The organism is Amycolatopsis kentuckyensis (assembly GCF_041679295.1).
GTDB classification, from domain to species: domain Bacteria; phylum Actinomycetota; class Actinomycetes; order Mycobacteriales; family Pseudonocardiaceae; genus Amycolatopsis; species Amycolatopsis kentuckyensis_A.
This window is the reverse complement of record NZ_JBGDMD010000002.1, coordinates 586,616-603,686: the sequence shown is the minus strand read 5'-3', so window position 1 is coordinate 603,686 and position 17,071 is coordinate 586,616. Positions and strand designations below refer to the sequence as shown.

Sequence of the window (17,071 nt, the reverse complement as noted above, 5' to 3'; positions counted from 1 at the left end):
CCCCTAGACGATGTGCCGCTCCACCGGTGCGGTATCGGCGCAGCCGAAGCGCCGGACGTCCAGCTCGGTGATGTCCACCGCCGTCGGTCTGCCCAGGTAGAGGTCCCGGATCAGCTCGCCGGCCGCCGGGCCCATCTGGAAGCCGTGGCCGGAGAAGCCGGTCGCGTAGAAGAACCGTGACAACAGGACGCTTTCCCCGATGATCTGGTTGCGGTCCGGCGTCATTTCGTACAAGCCGGCCCAGGCCGTCCGGACGCCGGCGTCGAGCACGGCCGGGATCCGGCGGCCCGCGAGCTCGGCCAGCCGCGGCAGCCACTCGCCCGGTTCGTAGCGGGTGTCGAACCCCGGGAAGCCGTCGTCCTCGCTGAACGACATCGCCAGCCCCGCGCCTTCGCGGTGGAAGTAGAACGCCGACGGCAGCTCGATGGTCAGCGGGACCCGCTCCGGCAGCCCGGGCACCGGCCCGGTGAAGACGACCTGCCGCCGGAACGGCCGCACGGGGAGGTCCAACCCGGCCAGCTCCCCGATCCGGCCGGACCACGCGCCCGCCGCGCACACGACCGCACCGGTCCGGACGAACCCCGCCGTGGTGTTAACGCCGGTTAACGTGTCGCCGTCGCGCTCGACACCGGTGACCTCGACGCCGGTGCGCAGCGTCGCCCCGCACACCCGCGCGGCTCGCGCGTAGCCCTGCACGACGGCGTCCGGTGTCGCCTTCGCGTCGTCCGGGGACCAGAGCGCCGCAACGATCCCGTCCGTCTCGAGCATCGGCAGCACCGCGCGCGCTTCCGCGGGCTCCAGCAGGTGACTGCGGACGCCGTACTCGCGCTGCAGCTCCGCGCAATGTCCGATTGCGCTCACGTCCGCCGGGTCGATGAGCAGGTACAGGTAGCCATCGCGGCGGAAGTCGATCTCCGTGCCGAACCGCTCCGGGAAAGCACTGTATGCGGCGAGCCCGCGCAGTCCCAGCTCGACGTTCACGCGGCTGGTGAACGACGACCGGATGCCGCCCGCGGCCTTCGCCGTCGAGCCTCCGCCCAGCCCGTCGCGTTCCAGGAGCAGGACGTCGACGCCGGCTTCCGCCAAGCGGAACGCGCAGCTCACGCCGATCACCCCGCCCCCGATCACCACGCACTCGGCCATCGGTGGCAACGACGTTTCCCGGGCGCCGGCGACGGTCATACTCGCCAATGTAGAACGTGATCCACCAGCGGCCGCCGGGCGCGTAGAGTCGGCGTGCCGAGTGCGGAAGGTGATGTCCCATGGCGATGATGCCCGTGACCGACTCGATGTTCCTCCTCGTCGAAACGCGCGAGCATCCGATGCACGTGGGCGGCCTGCAGCTGTTCAAGAAACCGGACGGCGCCGGGCCGGAGTACCTGCGGGACATCCGCAAGAACCTGCTCGAATCGGACAACATGCGCTCGGTGTTCCGGCGGCGCCCGGCTCGGCCCGTCAACACGATGGGGCACGTGGCCTGGCGCGCGGAGACCGACCTCGAGCTCGACTACCACTTCCGGCACTCGGCGCTGCCGCAGCCGGGCCGCATCCGCGAGCTGCTGGAACTCACGTCCCGCTGGCACAGCACCCTGCTCGACCGGCACCGGCCGCTCTGGGAGACGCACCTCATCGAGGGGCTCGCCGACGGCCGGTTCGCCGTCTACACCAAGGTCCACCACGCGCTGATGGACGGCGTCTCGGCGCTGCGCCAGCTGCAGGGCACGCTGTCGGACGACCCCGCGGACCTGGACTGCCCGCCGTGGTGGGGCAGCCGGCGGAAGCCGGGCGAAGGGCGCGTCAAGCGGCCCCGGTCGTTCCTGCAGACCGCGAGCAAGACCGCCAACCAGCTCGCGAGCCTGGCGCCGGCCGCGATGAAGGTCGCGCGCGAAGCCTTCGGTGAACACACGTTAACCCTGCCCGGACAGGCGCCGCGCACGATGTTCAACGTGCCGATCGGCGGCGCGCGGCGGTTCGCGGCGCAGTCGTGGTCACTGGACCGCGTCCGGCAGGTGGCGACGGCGGCCGGGGTGTCGCGCAACGACGTCGTGCTCGCGATGTGCTCGGGCGCGCTGCGGGACTACCTCATCGAGCAGCGCGCGCTGCCGGACGCGCCGCTGATCGCGATGGTGCCGGTGTCGCTGCGGCGGCAGAACGACCCGGGCGAAGCGGCCGGCAACAACATCGGCGCGCTGCTGTGCAACCTGGCCACCGACCTGCCGGACGCGGGCAAGCGGCTCGTGACGATCCACCAGTCGATGCGCAACGGCAAGCGGCTGTTCTCGGAGCTGACACCGTTGCAGACGCTGCTGTTATCGGCCGTTAACGTCGCTCAGCTGGGTGTCTCGCCGATCCCGGGCGTCGTCAACAACACGCGGCCGCCGTTCAACCTGGTGATCTCGAACGTGCCGGGGCCGCGCAAGCAGATGTACTGGAACGGCGCGCAGCTCGACGGCATCTACCCGGCGTCGGTGCTGCTCGACGGCCAGGCCGTCAACATCACGCTGACCAGCAACGGCGACCACCTCGACTTCGGCGTCACCGGGTGCCGCCGCAGCGTGCCGCACCTGCAGCGGATCCTGACACACCTCGACACGGCCTTGGTGGAACTCGAAGCTGCGGTAAAGTAACCCGCTCACCGACACGCCCGCTCCCCCGTCGGAAGGAATCTTTCCGAACTGGCTGGTCAGTCGCGTCCGCCCGCTCTTAGGGTGGCGGCGATCAGTCCCGGAGAGGAGCAGGAAATGACCGAATCCGTTGAGGTGTGGACGACTCCCGACTTCGTCGAGTACGAAACCCCCATGGAGGTCACCGCCTACGCGGCCCGCATGGCGGACTGACCGGTGCCCGTCGAGCCGCTCGCGGAAAGCGCATTCATCGCGGCCCTGCGCGGACTTTCCACCCGTTACTGGGGCACGCACCCGTTCCACCACCGGCTGCACGCGGGCGAGCTCGACGCGCACGGGCTGCGGACCTGGGCGGCCAACCGCTGGTACTACCAGTGCATGCTGCCGCAGAAGGACGCGGCGATCATCAGCAACTGCCCGCTGCCGGAGATCCGGCGCCAGTGGCTCGACCGGATCGTCTACCACGACGGCCCGCACGCCGGCACCGGCGGGATCGAGCGCTGGCTGCGGCTGTGCGAGGCCGTCGGCCTGGACCGCGACGAGGTGCTCGACGAGCGGCACGTCGCTCCCGGGGTCCGGTTCGCCGTCGACGCCTACGTGACGTTCGCGCGGACGAAGCCGTGGTGGGAGGCCGTCGCGTCCGGGCTCACCGAGATGTTCGCCGGCCACCTGATGCAGCAGCGCGTCGCGGACATGCTCGCGCACTACTCATGGATCGCGCCCGAGGACCTCGCGTACTTCACCAACCGCATCGACAAGGTCTCCGGCGAGGGCAAGGACACGCTCGACATCGTGGTCCGCCACTGCGTCACGCGCGAGCAGCAGGACCGCGCGATCGCCGCGCTGTCGTTCAAGTGCGACGTCCTGTGGTCGATGCTGGACGCGATCGAGCGGGCGGCGCGGTGATCACCGTGGGTTCGGTCCCGCAGCTCCGGCGCGGTGTCCGATTGTCCTTCGACCACGTCCGCGAGACGCACGTGCTGCTGTTCCCGGAGGGCGTGCTGGTGCCGAACACCACCGCGGCGGCGGTGCTCGAACTGTGCGACGGCGTCCGGACCGTCACCGACATCGCCTCGGCGCTGGGCAGCCGCTTCACCGGCGTCCGGGAGCAGGACGTCCTCGACGTGCTGGCCCGGCTGGGCGAACGGCGGGTCGTCGCGTGGACGTGAAACCGCCGCTCGGGCTGCTGGCCGAGCTGACCCACCGCTGCCCGCTGCACTGTCCGTATTGCTCGAACCCGGTGGAGCTGGTTTCGCGCGCCGCCGAACTGTCCACCGCGGACTGGATTTCGGTGCTCTCGCAAGCGCGTGAACTGGGCGTGCTGCAGGTGCACCTGTCCGGCGGCGAGCCGCTGGCCCGCCCGGACCTGCCGGAACTGGTGGCGCACGCGAGTTCGCTCGGGTGCTACGTCAACCTCGTCACCTCCGGGCTCGGGCTCACCGCGGCCCGGCTCGACGACCTCGTCTCGCGGGGACTGGCGCACGTCCAGCTGTCGGCGCAGGGTGCGACGCGGGAGCGGTCCGACCTGCTGGCCGGCGCCAAGGCGTTCGACCACAAGCTCGCCGCGGCCGCCTTGGTGAAGTCGGCCGGACTTCCGCTGTCGCTGAACGTCGTGCTGCACCGGCGCAACCACGACCAGCTGGCCGGGATCATCGAACTGGCCGAGCGGATGGGCGCGGACCGGCTCGAGCTGGCGAACACGCAGTACTACGGCTGGGCGTTGCGGAACCGGTCGGCGCTGATGCCGACTCCCGAGCAGCTCGCCGCGGCGGAACCGGTGGTGCGGGCGGCGGTTTCGCGCTTGCGGGGCACGATGGAGATCGTCTACGTCGTCGCCGACTACTACGAGCCGTACCCGAAGCCGTGCATGTACGGGTGGGGCGCGCGGCAGCTGACCATCGCGCCGGACGGGACGGTCCTGCCGTGCCCGGCGGCGTCGGCGATCTCGACGCTGCGGCTTTCGTCCGTGCGGGACACGCCGTTGGCCGACATCTGGTACCGGTCCGAGTCGTTCAACGCCTACCGAGGCGAGGACTGGATGTCCGAACCGTGCCGCACGTGCGACCGCCGCGGGCTCGACTTCGGCGGCTGCCGCTGCCAGGCGTTCCTGCTCACCGGCGACGCGGCGGCGACCGACCCGGTGTGCTCGCGGTCTCCGCAGCGTTCACTGGTCGACCTCGCGCTGTCCCGGCCACCGGCCGCCGACCTGGTCATGCGCCGGTGAAGGTGATCCTGCTCGGCACCGCGGCGGGCGGCGGGTGTCCACAGTGGAACTGCGCGTGCCGGCTGTGCGCGTCCGGGCTGCCGCCGCGCTCGCAGGACTGCGTCGCGATCAGCGCGGACGGCGCCGGCTGGTACCTGCTCAACTGCTCGCCGGACATCCGCGCCCAGATCCTCGGGACGCCCGAGCTGCGGGCCGGGCCGGGGCCGCGGGAGATCCCGCTGCTCGGGGTGCTGCTCACCGACGCCGAACTCGACCACACGCTGGGGTTGCTGATGCTGCGCGAGGCCGGCGGGCTGCCGGTGCGGGCACCGGACGCTGTGCTGCGCGCGCTGTCTCCGTTCCGCTCGATAGTCGACGGCTACGGCGGCTGGACGTCACTCACGGATCTTCCCGGGCTGCGCGTCGACGTGCTGCCGGTGAGCGACAAGAAGCCCAAGTACGCGGCCACTGGGGAAGGTCCGTGGGTGGTCGCCTACCGGATCTCGGACCTCGCGACCGGCGGCGTCCTGGTCTACGCGCCGTGCCTCAAGAGCTGGCCTCCCGGATTCGATTCCTTTGTGGACGGTGCCTCGCTGGTCCTGCTCGACGGAACCTTCTACGCGCCGGACGAAATGGCTGGAGTCGGCGGACCGGACCAGCTCGCGATGGGGCACCTGCCGATCACGGCGAGCCTGCCGCGGATCGCCGGGCGGCGCTGGGCGTTCACGCACCTCAACAACACGAACCCGGTGCTGGACCCGGCATCGCCCGAGCACGCGGCCGTCCTGGCCGCCGGCGCGCTGCTGCCACCGGACGGCGCCACGTACGTGCTCTAGGCGATGCCCTCGGGAGCGGCGCCGGCGACCTGGACGGCGTCGGCGGTGATCCGGTCGATCTCGGCCAAGTCATCCGACGTCAGCTCGACGTCGGCGGCGGCGATGCTCGCTTCGATGTGCTTCGGCCGCCGCGCGCCGACGATGGCGGCGTGCACGCCGGGCCGGGCGAGCGTCCAGGCGATGGCGAGCTGGCCGACTTCGAGACCCCGGCGCGCGCCGTACGCCGTGAGGTCGTCGACGATCTTGAGGTTGCGGCGCAGGTTGTCGCCCTGGAACGCGCTGGACTTCGAGCGCCAGTCGGTGGGTTCGAAGGTCGTATCCGGGGTGAGCGCGCCGGTGAGCAGGCCGCTGCCGAGCGGGCTGTATACGAAGACGCCGATGTTCTCGGCGTGTGCGTAGGGCAGCGGATCGGTCTCGATACCGCGGCGGAACAGGTGGTACGGCGGCTGGAGCGTCTCGGCCACGCCGAGGTCTTCGAGCTGTTCCGCGGTGTAGTTCGAGACGCCGACGTGGCGGACCTTCCCGGCGTCGACGAACTCCCGCAGCACCCCGGCGACGTCCGCCGCCGGCGTGTCCGGGTCGGGCCAGTGCACCTGGTAGAGGTCGATGTGGTCGACGGCCAGGTTGCGCAGGCTCTGGTCGAGCCCCTGGGTGAGCCAGGCGCGGCGGGAGTCGCGCGGCCGTTCGGCGCGCGGGTTGATGCCGCCCTTGGTGGCGATGACGACGTCCTTTTCCTTGCGGAGGGCCCGCCCCAGCAGCACCTCGGATCGGCCGCGGCCGTAGGCCTGCGCGGTGTCGAAGAAGTTCACGCCGAGGTCGCGGGCGTGGTGGATCGCCGCGATCGCGGTGTCTTCGTCGAACGTGCCCCAGTCGCCGCCGAGCTGCCAGGTGCCGAAGGCGATCTTCGACACTTCCAGGCCGCTGCGACCCAAGATCGTCATACGCATGCGTCCAGCACAACACAGACGTCGGACCATTGGGGCGATCTTCCCGGCCAACGAGACCCCCAAATAACTCTTTGACGGTCATGTCAGACTGACGCCATGCCCCACGACAACCTGCGAGTGCTGGCGCACCCGCTCCGCATGCGGATCCTCTCGTTGCTGACGGGAACGGCCCTGAGCGCAGCCGAAGCGGCGCGCGAGCTGGACGGCACGCAGGCGAACATCAGCTACCACGTGCGCCGCCTGCACGAAGCGGGCCTGCTGGAGGTGGCGGAGGAGGTGACGATCCGCGGCGGCCGAGCGAAGCGCTACCGCCACGACCCGGACTCGGGCCGCCGCTTGACCAGCCGTTCACCAGTCGAGGAGCAGTTGCTGACCAAGGCGATAGCGGGCGAACTGCTCCGGCGGGCATCGCAGCGAGCCCACGGCCGCCGGGCATCGTTGACGGACGCGGAGCTGTGGGTGGACCCGGCAGTGTGGGCGCGGGTGCTGAAGCAGGCATCGGAGCTGAGCGGGGAGTTGCACGCCGCGGCCCAGCCACCGCGCACCCCCGGGACGGTCCGAGTCAGCGCGAGTGTGGCGCTGTTCGAATTGGAGGAAGCCGCGGCGAGTGCGGCTTCGCCAGCAGACGCCCAGCCGGAGGACGAGCGCCGGTGAGCGCGGCGGCCGCAGCCCCCGCCCTGCCGGGATGCCGGCTTACGCCGGGCACTCGCACTCGTCCAGGCGCCGGCGAGGCACCGGCCCGACCGAGCCGCCATCTCACCCCGACCACCCGCACCCGCCACCGCGCCGGCTCGGCCGCCGTCCACCTGGAGCTGCTTCCATGAGTGCCCCACTCCTCGCCCCGCTTCGCGAACCTCGGTTCCGCGCGCTCGTCACCGGGCGGACCTTCGCCGACTTCGCCAACGCCGTCGCGCCCTTCGCGCTGGCCTTCGCCGTTGTCGATCTGACCGGTTCGGCCGTGGACCTCGGGATCGTCGTCGGGGCGCGGTCGATCGCCAACGTGCTGCTCGTGCTCTTCGGCGGGATGCTCGCCGACCGGTTGCCGCGGTCCGTCATCCTGCAGGGCACCGAGACCGCCGCCGCGCTCACGCAGGCCGCCATCGCCGCCAGCGTCCTCTGTGGATTCGCCTCCGTCCCGCTGCTGGTCGGGCTCAGCCTGGTCAACGGCGCCGTCTCGGCCATCTCGCTGCCCGCCGCCGCGTCGCTCACGCCGTTGACCGTGCCCGCGTCGCTGCTCGCCCAGGCGAACGCGCTCGTCCGGCTGCTCTCCAACGCCGGCCGCATCGCCGGTGCGGGCCTCGCCGGGGTCCTCGTCGCCTTCGCCGGCTCCGGGTGGGCGCTCGCCGGGAACGCCGTCCTGTTCCTCGCCGCCGCCGTCTCCTACCGGCGCATCCACCTGCCGCGCGGCGAACGGATCCCCGGCAGCCGCCCGCTCGCCGAGCTCGCCGAGGGCTGGCGCGAGTTCCGCGCGCGGTCGTGGGTGTGGATGGTCGTCCTGCAGTTCATGATCGTCAACGCGGTCAACGCGGGCGCGCTGCTGGTGATCGGGCCGCTGGTCGCCGACGACACGTTCGGCCGCACCGGCTGGGGCCTCGCGCTGGCGGTCCAAACCGCCGGGTCATTGCTCGGCGGCGTCCTCGCCGCCCGCTGGCAACCCCGGCGGATGCTGCTGATCGGCGTCGCGCTCGTGATGGTCGACGCCCTGCCGATGCTCGCCCTCGGCCAGACGCCGTACCTGCTGCCGCTGCTGTTCGCGATGTTCCTCTCGGGCGTCGCGATCGAGCAGTTCGCGGTGGCGTGGGACGTCTCGCTGCAGGAGAACGTGCCGCCGGAGAAGCTCGCCCGCGTCTACTCCTACGACATGCTCGGCTCGTTCATCGCGATGCCGCTCGGCCAGATCGCCGCGGGCCCGCTGGCCGAGCACGCCGGCCGCTCGGCGACGCTCCTCGGCGCCGCGGCGCTGGTCGTCACCGCGACGGCGGTCGTCCTGGTCAACCCGCAGATCCGTGGACTGGTCCGCCGCGCGCCGGTCACCCCGGCGTGAGGCGTTCCGGGGTCAGGTCGCGGTGGCCCTCCAGGCGCCACCAGCTCTCCAGCGTCTCCCGCAGCACTTTCAGCAGCTCGCCGCCCGTCTCCAGGGGGACCAGCGCCGCTTTGCCGTCGTCCACCCGGAGGGCCGCCGTCAGCCGGTCGCCCTGCTCGATCAGGCCCACCACCACCCGGGTCGGCTCGCCCGCCGGGTCGACGGTCGGGATGACGCTTTCGTACCGCCAGCCTTCAGCGTTCACCCGGCCGACAGTGGCACAGCCTTCGCCGCACCGGCACGGGTTTCACCCTCACGTGTGGTTTAGGCCGGCGCCCAGGGCCGGACTTCCTCCAGGAGCTTCGCGACCGCGAGCACGAGGTCGTCCGAATGCCGCGGCCCGACGATCTGCAGACCGACCGGCAGGCCCGCCGACGTGTGGCCGGCCGGGACGCTGATCGCCGGCTGCTGGGTCATGTTGAACGGGTACGTGAACGGCGTCCACTCCGGCCACTCGCTCAGCCCGCTGCCCGGCGGCACGTCGTGTCCCGCTTCGAACGCCGGGATCGGGACGGTCGGCGTGATCAGCACGTCGTAGCGCGTGTGGAACTCGCCCATCAGGATGCCCAGCGCGGCGCGCTCGGCGGTCGCGTCGAGGTAGTCGCTCGCGCTCCACTTCTCGCCGAGCTCCCAGACCTTGCGCAGGCCGGGGTCCGTCCGCTCCTCGGACCCCGGCGGGAACGTGTCGAGCAGCTTGGCCGCGCCCGAGGACCACAGGATGTCGAACGCCGGCTTCGGGTCGGCGAACCCGGGGTCGGTCTCCTCGATGTGCAGGCCCGCGTCGCCCAGCGCGCGCACCGCCGCCGCGACGATCTCGGCCACCTCCGGGTCGACGTCGACGTACCCGAGCGTCGGCGAGAACGCCGCGATCAGGCCGCGCACGTCCCGCCGGACGGCCTCGCGGAACGACCCCACCGGCGGCGCCAGCGCCGCCGGGTCCCGGTGGTCGGGCAGCGACAGGACGTCGAGCAGCAGCGCGGTGTCGTCCACCGACCGCGCCATCGGGCCGGCGTGCGAGAGCGGGCCGAACGGGCTCGCCGGGAAGAGCGGGATGCGGCCGTGCGTCGGCTTCATCCCGACGATCCCGCAGAACGACGCCGGGATCCGCACCGAGCCGCCGCCGTCGGTGCCGACGGACAGCTCGCCCATCCCCGCCGCGACGGCCGCGGCGCTGCCGCCGCTCGACCCGCCCGCCGTCTTCGACGGGTCGGCGGGGTTGCGCGTGATGCCGCACAGCGGGCTGTCGGTGACGCCCTTCCACGCGATCTCGGGCGTGGTCGTCTTGCCGAGCAGGACCAGCCCGGCCTCGCGCATCCGCGCGGCGACGGGACTGTCGACGTCCCACGGCTGGTCCGGGCTGATGCTCTTCGAGCCCCGGACGGTCGGCCACCCCTGGGTCAGGAACATGTCCTTGATCGAGGACGGCACGCCGTCGAGCCAGCCGATCGGGTTTCCGTCCCGCCAGCGGACCTCCGACGCCTTGGCCTGCTCCAGCGCGCGGTCGGCGTCGACCAGGCAGTACGCGTTGCAGTCGCCGTCGCGGGCTTCGATGGCCTGCAGCGCGTTCTGCGTCGCCTCCACCGGTGACAGCTCACCGGTCGCGTAGGCGGCGACGGTCTCGCTGGCGGTCAGCATCCTGTCGTTCATCCGGCTCCCTGGTTCCCCGACGGCACGTAGCCGAGCGACTTGTCGACGACGTTGCGCAGCGGCTCCCCAGCCTGCCAGCGGCGGAAGTTCTCGGTGAACACCTCGACGAGCGTGTTCCGCCAGCCGACGAAGTCCCCGGACATGTGCGGCGAGACCAGCACGTCCGGCATGGTCCACAGCGGACTGTCCGGCGGCAGCGGCTCGGTGTCGAACACGTCGAGCGCGGCGCCGGCGATGGTCCCGCTTTCGAGCGCCGCGACCAGGTCGGACGTGACGACCAGCTCGCCGCGGCCGACGTTCACGAACCGCGCCGACGGTTTCATCGCGGCGAACGCGCGCGCGTCGAACATGCCCTTGGTGTGCTCGGTCAGCGGCGCGACGGCGACGACGTAGTCGGCGTGCGGCAGGAACTCCGCGAGCCGCGAGGACTCGTGCACGACGCCGAAGTCGGGATCGCCCGTGCGCTCGCGACGCCCGGCGCCGCGCACCCGCATCCCGGCCGCGCGCAGCAGCCGCGCGATGGCCCGGCCGATCGGCCCGGTGCCGACGACCACCACCTCGCGCCCGGCGATCCGCTCGCTCTCGCGGTGCAGCCAGCGGCCCTCGCGCTGCAGGTCGTGCGACCGCGCGAAGTCCTTCGCGAACGCCAGGACGACGCCCAGCACGTACTCCGCGATGGCGTCGTCGAAGACACCCCGCGAGTTGGTCAGGACGACGTCGCTCTCCACCAGTCCGGGGAACAGCACGGGGTCGACGCCCGCGCTCGCGATGTGCAGCCAGCGCAGGCGGTCGGCCGCGTGCCAGGCGGCGGGCACGGCCGTGGAGAGGAAGTCGTAGACGAAGAGCGCGTCGGCTCCGGACAGCGCTTCGGGCAGGCCCGCCGCGTCCGTGTAACGCACGACCGCCCCGGATTCGACAGCACGCATGTCCGGTGGGCGGTGCTCGCCACAGAGCACTGCCAGGACCGGAGCTTCCTGGTTTTCCGAGGCGATCACGTTGACACGGTAAAAGCGGCTCGTATGATTGTCAACAATCCGAGGAACGACCCCCGGAGCACCGGACGTGTCATCAAGTGCAGACGTATTCCGGAGGCTGAGCCTTGGATTTCGACTTCCTGGCGTTCGACGGCCCGCTGGCGCAACGCGGCATCGGGGTGATCGCGCCCTTCGACCTCGCGCTGGAGCGCGAGCTCTGGCGCTGGGTGCCGATGGAGGTGTCCCTCCACCTCGCCCGCACGCCGTACGAGCCCGTCCCGGTCAGCATGGAGATGGCCCGCCTCGTCAGCGACAGCCACCACCTGGCCAGCGCGACCCGCGACGTGCTGCACGTCGAGCCCGAGGTGGTCGCCTACCTCTGCACGTCGGGCAGCTTCGTCAACGGCGTCGACTACGAGCGCTCGCTGACCAAGGCGATCTGCGACGCCGGCGCGCCGGACGCCGTCACCACCTCGGGCGCGCTGGCCGAGGTGCTGCACCAGCTCGACCTCCACCGCGTCTCGGTGCTGACGCCGTACGACGCCGACCTGACCCGCGCCCTGCACGACTTCCTTGCCGAGCTGAACGTCGAGACCGTCGCCAGCGACCACCTCGGCCTGGGCGGCGGCATCTGGAAGGTCAGCTACCGCACCATCGCCGAGCGCATCCTCGCCGCCGACCACGGCGAAGCCGAAGCGATCTTCGTCAGCTGCACCAACCTCCCCACGTACGACCTGATCGAGCCACTGGAGTCCGCGCTCGGCAAGCCGGTGCTGACGGCCAACCAGCTGACCATGTGGGCGTGCCTGCGCCGCATGAACCTCCCCATCGTCGGACCCGGGAAGTGGCTCCGTGACGTGTCGTGAAGGATTTCCTTGACGCAGCCCTCTAGGATTGTCGACAATTTGCGTCCCTCCGGAGGATCCGTGACCACCATCGGTTTCATCTACCCCGACCACGCGGCCGAAGACGACTACCCGCTGGCCGAGCAGCTGCTCGGCGGCGCGGCCGCCGACGAGGGCGACATCCGGCTCGCGGTCGAGCACATCTACGGCACCGACAAGCACGCGGTCGCCGAGCTGCTCGACCTCGGCAGCGAGAGCCGTCTCGCCGACGGCGCCGCCCTGCTCAAGAAGCACGAGCCGGACGCGGTCGTCTGGGCCTGCACCAGCGGCAGCTTCGTCTACGGCTGGGACGGCGCGCGCGACCAGGCCGACCGCCTCGCCGCCGTCGCCGGGGTCCCGGCCTCCAGCACCTCCTTCGCGTTCGTGCACGCCGCGCGCGCCTTGGACGTCAAGCGGGTCGCCGTCGCCGCCAGCTACCCGGACGACATCGCCCGGCTGTTCGTGGACTTCCTCAAGGCCGGCGGCATCGAGGTCGTCGCGATGGCCAGCGCCGACATCATCACCGCCGCCGAAGTCGGCGCCATGCCGCCGGAGGCCGTCGTCGAACTCGCCGTGCGCCACGACCACCCGGACGCCGACGCCGTCCTCGTGCCGGACACCGCCATGCGCACCCTCGGCGAGATCAACGCCATCGAAGCCGCGCTGAAGAAGCCCGTGCTGACCGCCAACCAGGTCACGGTGTGGGAGGGCTTGCGCCTGACCGGGCAGCACCGGCTTGTCCGCTCGCTCGGCGCGCTCTTCCGGCACCTGCCGGACGGGAGCGCCTGACATGGCTCTCCCGCCGGGCATGCTGCCCGAGATCGAGCCGGTCAGCCGCGAGTCGACGGCCGCAGTGATCGCACGTCAGCTGCGCGACGCCATCATGACCGGTGCCCTCCCGCCCGGGACCCAGCTCGGCGAGACCGAGCTGGCGTCCCGGTTCCAGGTGTCGCGGGGGCCGCTCCGGGAAGCGATGCAGCATCTGGTTTCCGAAGGCCTCCTCCGCAGTGAGCGGCACCGCGGGCTGTTCGTCATCGACCTCGAGCCCGGCGACGTCTACGACATCTACGCCGCTCGTTCGGCCATCGAACGCGCCGCCATGCTCCGCGCCCTGCGCGGTGGAGACCGCGACCGGATCGCCGACGTCCTCGAGCACACCGTCGCGGCGATGGCCACCGCAGCAAGCGAAGACGACCCGAACGCGCTCTCCACCGCGGACCTCAGGTTCCACGAGGCCCTCATCAACGCTTCCGGCAGCAAGCGGCTCGTCCGGATGGCCCGGACCCTCCTCATCGAGACGCGGATGTGCCTCACCGCGCTGCAGAGCACCTACCAGCGGGTCGAGGAACGCGTGGAGGAACACACGAAGCTCATCCAGGCGCTTCGCGACGGGGACGAAGAAACGGCGCTGTGCCTTCTCGAGGCGCACATGGAAGACGCTGTCCAGCGGCTCGCTCCCGGGACCAGCCTCCGGGACGGGCACGCCCCGCCGGTACCGGGCAGCGCGTGAGCGAAGCTCCGGCAGCCGTGACCTGAGGGCCCACGCACGTGCTCGGTAAACGGGCGCGTGCAGCCGCCGCCGGGGCGGCACGGGCGCCTGGACGGTCGGCTCGGGCTCGGGCTCGGGCTCGGGTTCCGGTTCGGGCGGCAGCTCGGGCTCAGGCATTCGTTCCCGTTCCCAGTAGTCGGCCGGCAGGCGCACGTGGACGGCCCGCCCGGGCGGCGGCGGGAAGCAGTTGGACGGCGGAGAGCACCCGCAGCTAAGCGCCATGACGCACCCCCAGAACCGGCTGGCCGCCGAGGCCGTCGCGGTAGTCCGGCGACCACGGCCAGCGGCCGCACGCGTCCGGGTAGACCAGTTGCAGCGCGCGGATTCCCGTGCCGTACAGGTCGGCCGCGAACACCAGGTGCGCCGACGGCTCCGCCAGTGCGACCACCTCGAGCAGCGTGCCGCCCGGCAGCGAGACGCGTTCGCCCGCGGCGGGCGGTGAGCTGTCCAGGACGCGTGCGGCGGAGTCGTTGAGCAGCCTGGCGGCCGCCTCGACCGGCAGGCCCGTCACGACCAGTTCGGGCAGGTCGTACCCGCTCAGGCCGATCGTGTAGGCCCATGGCGGGTACGACCCGTCGCTCTCGACTCCTTGCACCATCCAGCCGCGCTTCGCGACGCCGTCGCGAAGCTGTTGCAGGTAACCGGATCTGTCCGGGTTCTGGCAGGCAAAGCACATCGGTGGCTCCTCCCCCTCGGTGGGTGTGCGACCACCGTGCCGGAGGGCACCGACAAAAACTCAGCCCAGCGCTTCGGCCACTGCCGTGCCGAGGCGTTCTGTGGTATCCGTGCCGCCGAGGTCGGGGGTGCGCACCCGGCCCTCGTCGAGCACCCGGTCCACCGCAGTCCGGATCGCTTGCGCGGCAACGGTTTCACCGAGGTGCTCGACCAGCATCGCGGCCGCCAGGATCTGGGCCACGGGGTTCGCGATCCCCTGTCCCGCGATGTCCGGAGCGCTCCCGTGGACCGCCTCGAACATCGACGGATGTTCACCCGATGGGTTGATGTTGCCGGACGGTGCCATGCCGAGCCCGCCGGTGATCGCGGCCGCGAGGTCGCTCAGGATGTCGCCGAAGAGGTTCGACCCGACGATGACGTCGAGCCGGTCCGGCGCCTGAACCATGCGCGCCGCCAACGCATCCACATGCATCTGTTCACTGTGGACGTCGGGGTACTCCGCCGCGACCTCGGCGAAGATCTCGTCCCAGAACGGCATCGAGTGGATGAGCCCGTTGGACTTCGTCGCGGAGCAGACGCGGGAAGTCCGCGTCCGCGCCAGTTCGAAGGCGTAGCGGATGATCCGTTCGACGCCGACGCGCGTGAAAACCGACTCCTGCAGCACGAACTCGTCCGGCCGGCCGGCGTTGTGCCGGCCGCCGATCGCGGAGTATTCCCCTTCGGAGTTCTCGCGGACGATGACCAGCTCCAGCTCCTCGGCCTTCCGCCCGGCCAGCACGGACGTCGTGCCCGGCAGCAGCCGCACCGGGCGCAGGTTGACGTACTGCTGGAACGCGCGCCGCAGCGGGATCAGCAGGCCCCACAGGGAAACGTGGTCCGGGACGCCGGGGAAGCCGACCGCGCCGAGCAGGATCCCGTCGAACGCCGACAGCTGCTCGACGCCGTCGTCCGGCATCATCGCGCCGGCCTTCGCGTACCTTTCGCAGCTCCAGTCGAACTCCGTCCACTCCAAGGAGAAGCCGAACAGTGCCGACGCCCGGTCGAGGACCTTGCGGGCCTCGACCGTGACGTCCACGCCGATGCCGTCACCGGGGATGCTCGCGATGCGGTACGCCGTCACAGGGCCACCGCGATGTACTTGGTCTCCAGGAACTCGTCGATGCCGACCGAGCCGCCCTCGCGGCCGAGCCCGGACTGCTTGATCCCGCCGAACGGCGCCGCCGGGTTCGACACGATGCCCTGGTTGAGCCCGATCATCCCGGCTTCCAGGGCTTCGGAGACCCGCAGCGCGCGCTTGAGATCGCTGGTGAAGACGTAGGAAACGAGGCCGAACTCCGTGTCGTTGGCCTTCGCGACCGCTTCTTCCTCGGTGTCGAACGGCGTGATCGGGGCGACCGGCCCGAAGATCTCTTCGTGCGTCAGCCGCGCTTCCTGCGGGACGTCGGTGAGCACGGTGGCCTGGTAGAAGTGGCCCGGCCCGTCGACACCGGAGCCGCCGGTGAGCACCTTCGCGCCGCGGTCGGTGGCGTCCTTGACCAGCTCCGTCACCTTGTCGACGGCCTTGTCGTCGATCAGCGGGCCGACGACGACGTCCTTCTCCGTGCCTCGGCCCATCGGCAGCGCTTCCATGCGCTCGGTCAGCCGCCGCGAGAACTCCTCGACGACGCCGCGCTGCACGTAGAACCGGTTGGCCGCGGTGCACGCTTCGCCGATGTTGCGCATCTTCGCCTGCATCGCGCCGTCGATGGCCGCGTCCATGTCGGCGTCGTCGAAGACCAGGAACGGCGCGTTGCCGCCCAGCTCCATCGACGTCCGCAGGATCTTGTCCGCGCACTGTTCGAGGAGCTTCCGGCCGACGCCGGTGGAGCCGGTGAAGGAGAGCTTGCGGGCGCGGCCGTCGCGGATCAGCGGTTCCATCACGCCGCCGGAGTCGCTGGTCGTGATGACGTTGAGCACGCCTTCGGGCAGCCCGGCCTCGGCGAGGATGCCGGCCAGCGCGAGCATCGACAACGGCGTCTGCGCGGCCGGCTTGATCACCGACGTGCAGCCCGCGGCGATCGCCGGGCCGATCTTGCGGGTGCCCATCGCCATCGGGAAGTTCCACGGCGTGATCAGCAGCGTCGGGCCGACCGGCTGCTTGGTGATGAGGAACCGGCCCACGCCGTTCGGGGCGGTCGCGTAGCCGCCGTCGATGCGGACGGCCTCTTCGGCGAACCAGCGGAAGAACTCGGCGGCGTAGGCGATCTCGCCCTTCGACTCGGCGAGTGGCTTGCCCATCTCCAGCGTCATGAGCAGGGCCAGCTCTTCCTGGCGCTTCATCAGCAGCTCGTACGCCCGGCGCAGGATCTCGCCGCGTTCGCGCGGCGCCATCTTCGCGAAATCGGCCTGCGCGGCGACGGCGGCGTCCAGTGCCGCGAGGCCGTCCGCCGGAGAGGCGTCGGCGACCTGGCACAGCTCCTTGCCCGTGGCCGGGTCCACCACCGGGAACGTCTTCCCGGACTCCGCAGCGACCCACTTGCCGCCGATGAACAGTTCCTTGCCGACCGCGTCGACGACGCCGGACTCGGTGCTCGCGCTCATCCCGACTGCTCCTCACGTGTTGTCCCGAGGGCCATGCTATGGATATTGTCAACAATCGACAACCCGCTC

At 71.2% G+C, this 17,071-nt stretch carries 19 protein-coding genes; 11 read left to right on the top strand and 8 right to left on the bottom strand.

The annotated features are described in order from the left end of the window. Positions 1-3: 3 nt before the first annotated feature. Entirely contained in the window at positions 4-1,182 is a 1,179-nt protein-coding gene (locus ACERZO_RS08955; RefSeq protein WP_372664064.1) for an NAD(P)/FAD-dependent oxidoreductase, read from the bottom strand. A gap of 80 nt (positions 1,183-1,262) precedes the next feature. On the opposite strand from ACERZO_RS08955, the gene ACERZO_RS08950 reads away from it, so the two are divergent. The 6 genes from ACERZO_RS08950 (at position 1,263) to pqqB (ending at position 5,663) form a co-directional block, all read left to right on the top strand. Further along, positions 1,263-2,627: a WS/DGAT/MGAT family O-acyltransferase gene (locus ACERZO_RS08950; RefSeq protein ID WP_372664063.1), complete on the top strand. Its 1,365-nt coding sequence runs from the start codon at positions 1,263-1,265 to the stop codon at positions 2,625-2,627. A 114-nt stretch (positions 2,628-2,741) separates the two neighbouring features. Then, a complete protein-coding gene (pqqA, locus tag ACERZO_RS08945) occupies positions 2,742-2,837 on the top strand; it encodes a pyrroloquinoline quinone precursor peptide PqqA (RefSeq protein WP_086670354.1) in 96 nt (31 codons plus the stop codon). Positions 2,838-2,840: 3 nt separating this feature from the next. Next, on the top strand, positions 2,841-3,530 hold the full coding sequence (pqqC, locus tag ACERZO_RS08940; protein WP_372664062.1) for a pyrroloquinoline-quinone synthase PqqC: 690 nt from the start codon (positions 2,841-2,843) through the stop codon (positions 3,528-3,530). Beyond that, positions 3,527-3,793: a pyrroloquinoline quinone biosynthesis peptide chaperone PqqD gene (pqqD, locus tag ACERZO_RS08935; protein ID WP_372664061.1), complete on the top strand. Its 267-nt coding sequence runs from the start codon at positions 3,527-3,529 to the stop codon at positions 3,791-3,793. Before pqqC ends, pqqD begins: the two co-directional genes overlap by 4 nt. Further along, positions 3,784-4,848, top strand: coding sequence for a pyrroloquinoline quinone biosynthesis protein PqqE (pqqE, locus tag ACERZO_RS08930; RefSeq protein WP_372664060.1), 1,065 nt, complete (start codon positions 3,784-3,786; stop codon positions 4,846-4,848). The genes pqqD and pqqE overlap by 10 nt, the downstream gene beginning before the upstream one ends. Then, entirely contained in the window at positions 4,845-5,663 is an 819-nt protein-coding gene (gene pqqB, locus ACERZO_RS08925; protein WP_372664059.1) for a pyrroloquinoline quinone biosynthesis protein PqqB, read from the top strand. Before pqqE ends, pqqB begins: the two co-directional genes overlap by 4 nt. Here the strand turns inward: pqqB and ACERZO_RS08920 are convergent. Then, positions 5,660-6,604, bottom strand: coding sequence for an aldo/keto reductase (locus ACERZO_RS08920; RefSeq protein ID WP_372664058.1), 945 nt, complete (start codon positions 6,602-6,604; stop codon positions 5,660-5,662). The two genes, pqqB and ACERZO_RS08920, sit on opposite strands and share 4 nt — an antisense overlap. Positions 6,605-6,706: 102 nt before the next feature. Here ACERZO_RS08920 and ACERZO_RS08915 point away from each other — a divergent pair, with 102 nt between their 5' ends. Both ACERZO_RS08915 and ACERZO_RS08910 read left to right on the top strand, forming a co-directional pair. Then, entirely contained in the window at positions 6,707-7,264 is a 558-nt protein-coding gene (locus ACERZO_RS08915) for an ArsR/SmtB family transcription factor (RefSeq protein WP_372664057.1), read from the top strand. A gap of 166 nt (positions 7,265-7,430) precedes the next feature. Next, positions 7,431-8,654 carry an MFS transporter gene (locus ACERZO_RS08910; protein WP_372664056.1) on the top strand — a complete coding sequence of 408 codons (1,224 nt, stop codon included), beginning with the start codon at positions 7,431-7,433 and terminating at the stop codon, positions 8,652-8,654. On the opposite strand, the gene ACERZO_RS08905 is transcribed toward ACERZO_RS08910, so the two are convergent. From ACERZO_RS08905 to ACERZO_RS08895, 3 genes are read right to left on the bottom strand one after another with little or no spacing between them, the layout of a single operon-like run. Continuing rightward, complete coding sequence (locus tag ACERZO_RS08905; RefSeq protein WP_372664055.1) at positions 8,641-8,898, bottom strand: hypothetical protein; 258 nt, start codon at positions 8,896-8,898, stop codon at positions 8,641-8,643. The two genes, ACERZO_RS08910 and ACERZO_RS08905, sit on opposite strands and share 14 nt — an antisense overlap. A gap of 59 nt (positions 8,899-8,957) precedes the next feature. Beyond that, on the bottom strand, positions 8,958-10,340 hold the full coding sequence (locus ACERZO_RS08900; protein WP_372664054.1) for an amidase: 1,383 nt from the start codon (positions 10,338-10,340) through the stop codon (positions 8,958-8,960). Then, on the bottom strand, positions 10,337-11,335 hold the full coding sequence (locus tag ACERZO_RS08895) for a D-2-hydroxyacid dehydrogenase (protein ID WP_372664053.1): 999 nt from the start codon (positions 11,333-11,335) through the stop codon (positions 10,337-10,339). The genes ACERZO_RS08900 and ACERZO_RS08895 overlap by 4 nt, the downstream gene beginning before the upstream one ends. A 104-nt stretch (positions 11,336-11,439) precedes the next feature. Here ACERZO_RS08895 and ACERZO_RS08890 point away from each other — a divergent pair, with 104 nt between their 5' ends. The 3 genes from ACERZO_RS08890 to ACERZO_RS08880 are packed head-to-tail and all read left to right on the top strand — an operon-like array spanning position 11,440 to position 13,708. After that, positions 11,440-12,180: a maleate cis-trans isomerase family protein gene (locus tag ACERZO_RS08890; protein ID WP_372664052.1), complete on the top strand. Its 741-nt coding sequence runs from the start codon at positions 11,440-11,442 to the stop codon at positions 12,178-12,180. A 60-nt stretch (positions 12,181-12,240) separates the two neighbouring features. After that, positions 12,241-12,987 carry a maleate cis-trans isomerase family protein gene (locus tag ACERZO_RS08885; RefSeq protein ID WP_372664051.1) on the top strand — a complete coding sequence of 249 codons (747 nt, stop codon included), beginning with the start codon at positions 12,241-12,243 and terminating at the stop codon, positions 12,985-12,987. A 1-nt stretch (position 12,988) separates the two neighbouring features. Further along, complete coding sequence (locus ACERZO_RS08880) at positions 12,989-13,708, top strand: GntR family transcriptional regulator (RefSeq protein ID WP_372664050.1); 720 nt, start codon at positions 12,989-12,991, stop codon at positions 13,706-13,708. Between the two features lie 250 nt (positions 13,709-13,958). Here the strand turns inward: ACERZO_RS08880 and ACERZO_RS08875 are convergent, their stop codons facing one another. Genes ACERZO_RS08875 through ACERZO_RS08865 form a run of 3 tightly spaced genes read right to left on the bottom strand, consistent with a single transcriptional unit; the run spans position 13,959 to position 17,002 of the window. Next, complete coding sequence (locus tag ACERZO_RS08875; RefSeq protein ID WP_372664049.1) at positions 13,959-14,423, bottom strand: DUF4262 domain-containing protein; 465 nt, start codon at positions 14,421-14,423, stop codon at positions 13,959-13,961. A 60-nt stretch (positions 14,424-14,483) separates the two neighbouring features. Next, positions 14,484-15,542 (bottom strand): tartrate dehydrogenase, encoded by a 1,059-nt coding sequence (locus ACERZO_RS08870; protein WP_372664048.1) that lies wholly within the window; start codon positions 15,540-15,542, stop codon positions 14,484-14,486. Further along, the gene (locus ACERZO_RS08865; protein WP_372664047.1) at positions 15,539-17,002 is read right to left on the bottom strand and encodes an NAD-dependent succinate-semialdehyde dehydrogenase; all 1,464 of its coding nucleotides are present in this window, start codon (positions 17,000-17,002) and stop codon (positions 15,539-15,541) included. The genes ACERZO_RS08870 and ACERZO_RS08865 overlap by 4 nt, the downstream gene beginning before the upstream one ends. Between the last annotated feature and the right edge of the window lie 69 nt (positions 17,003-17,071).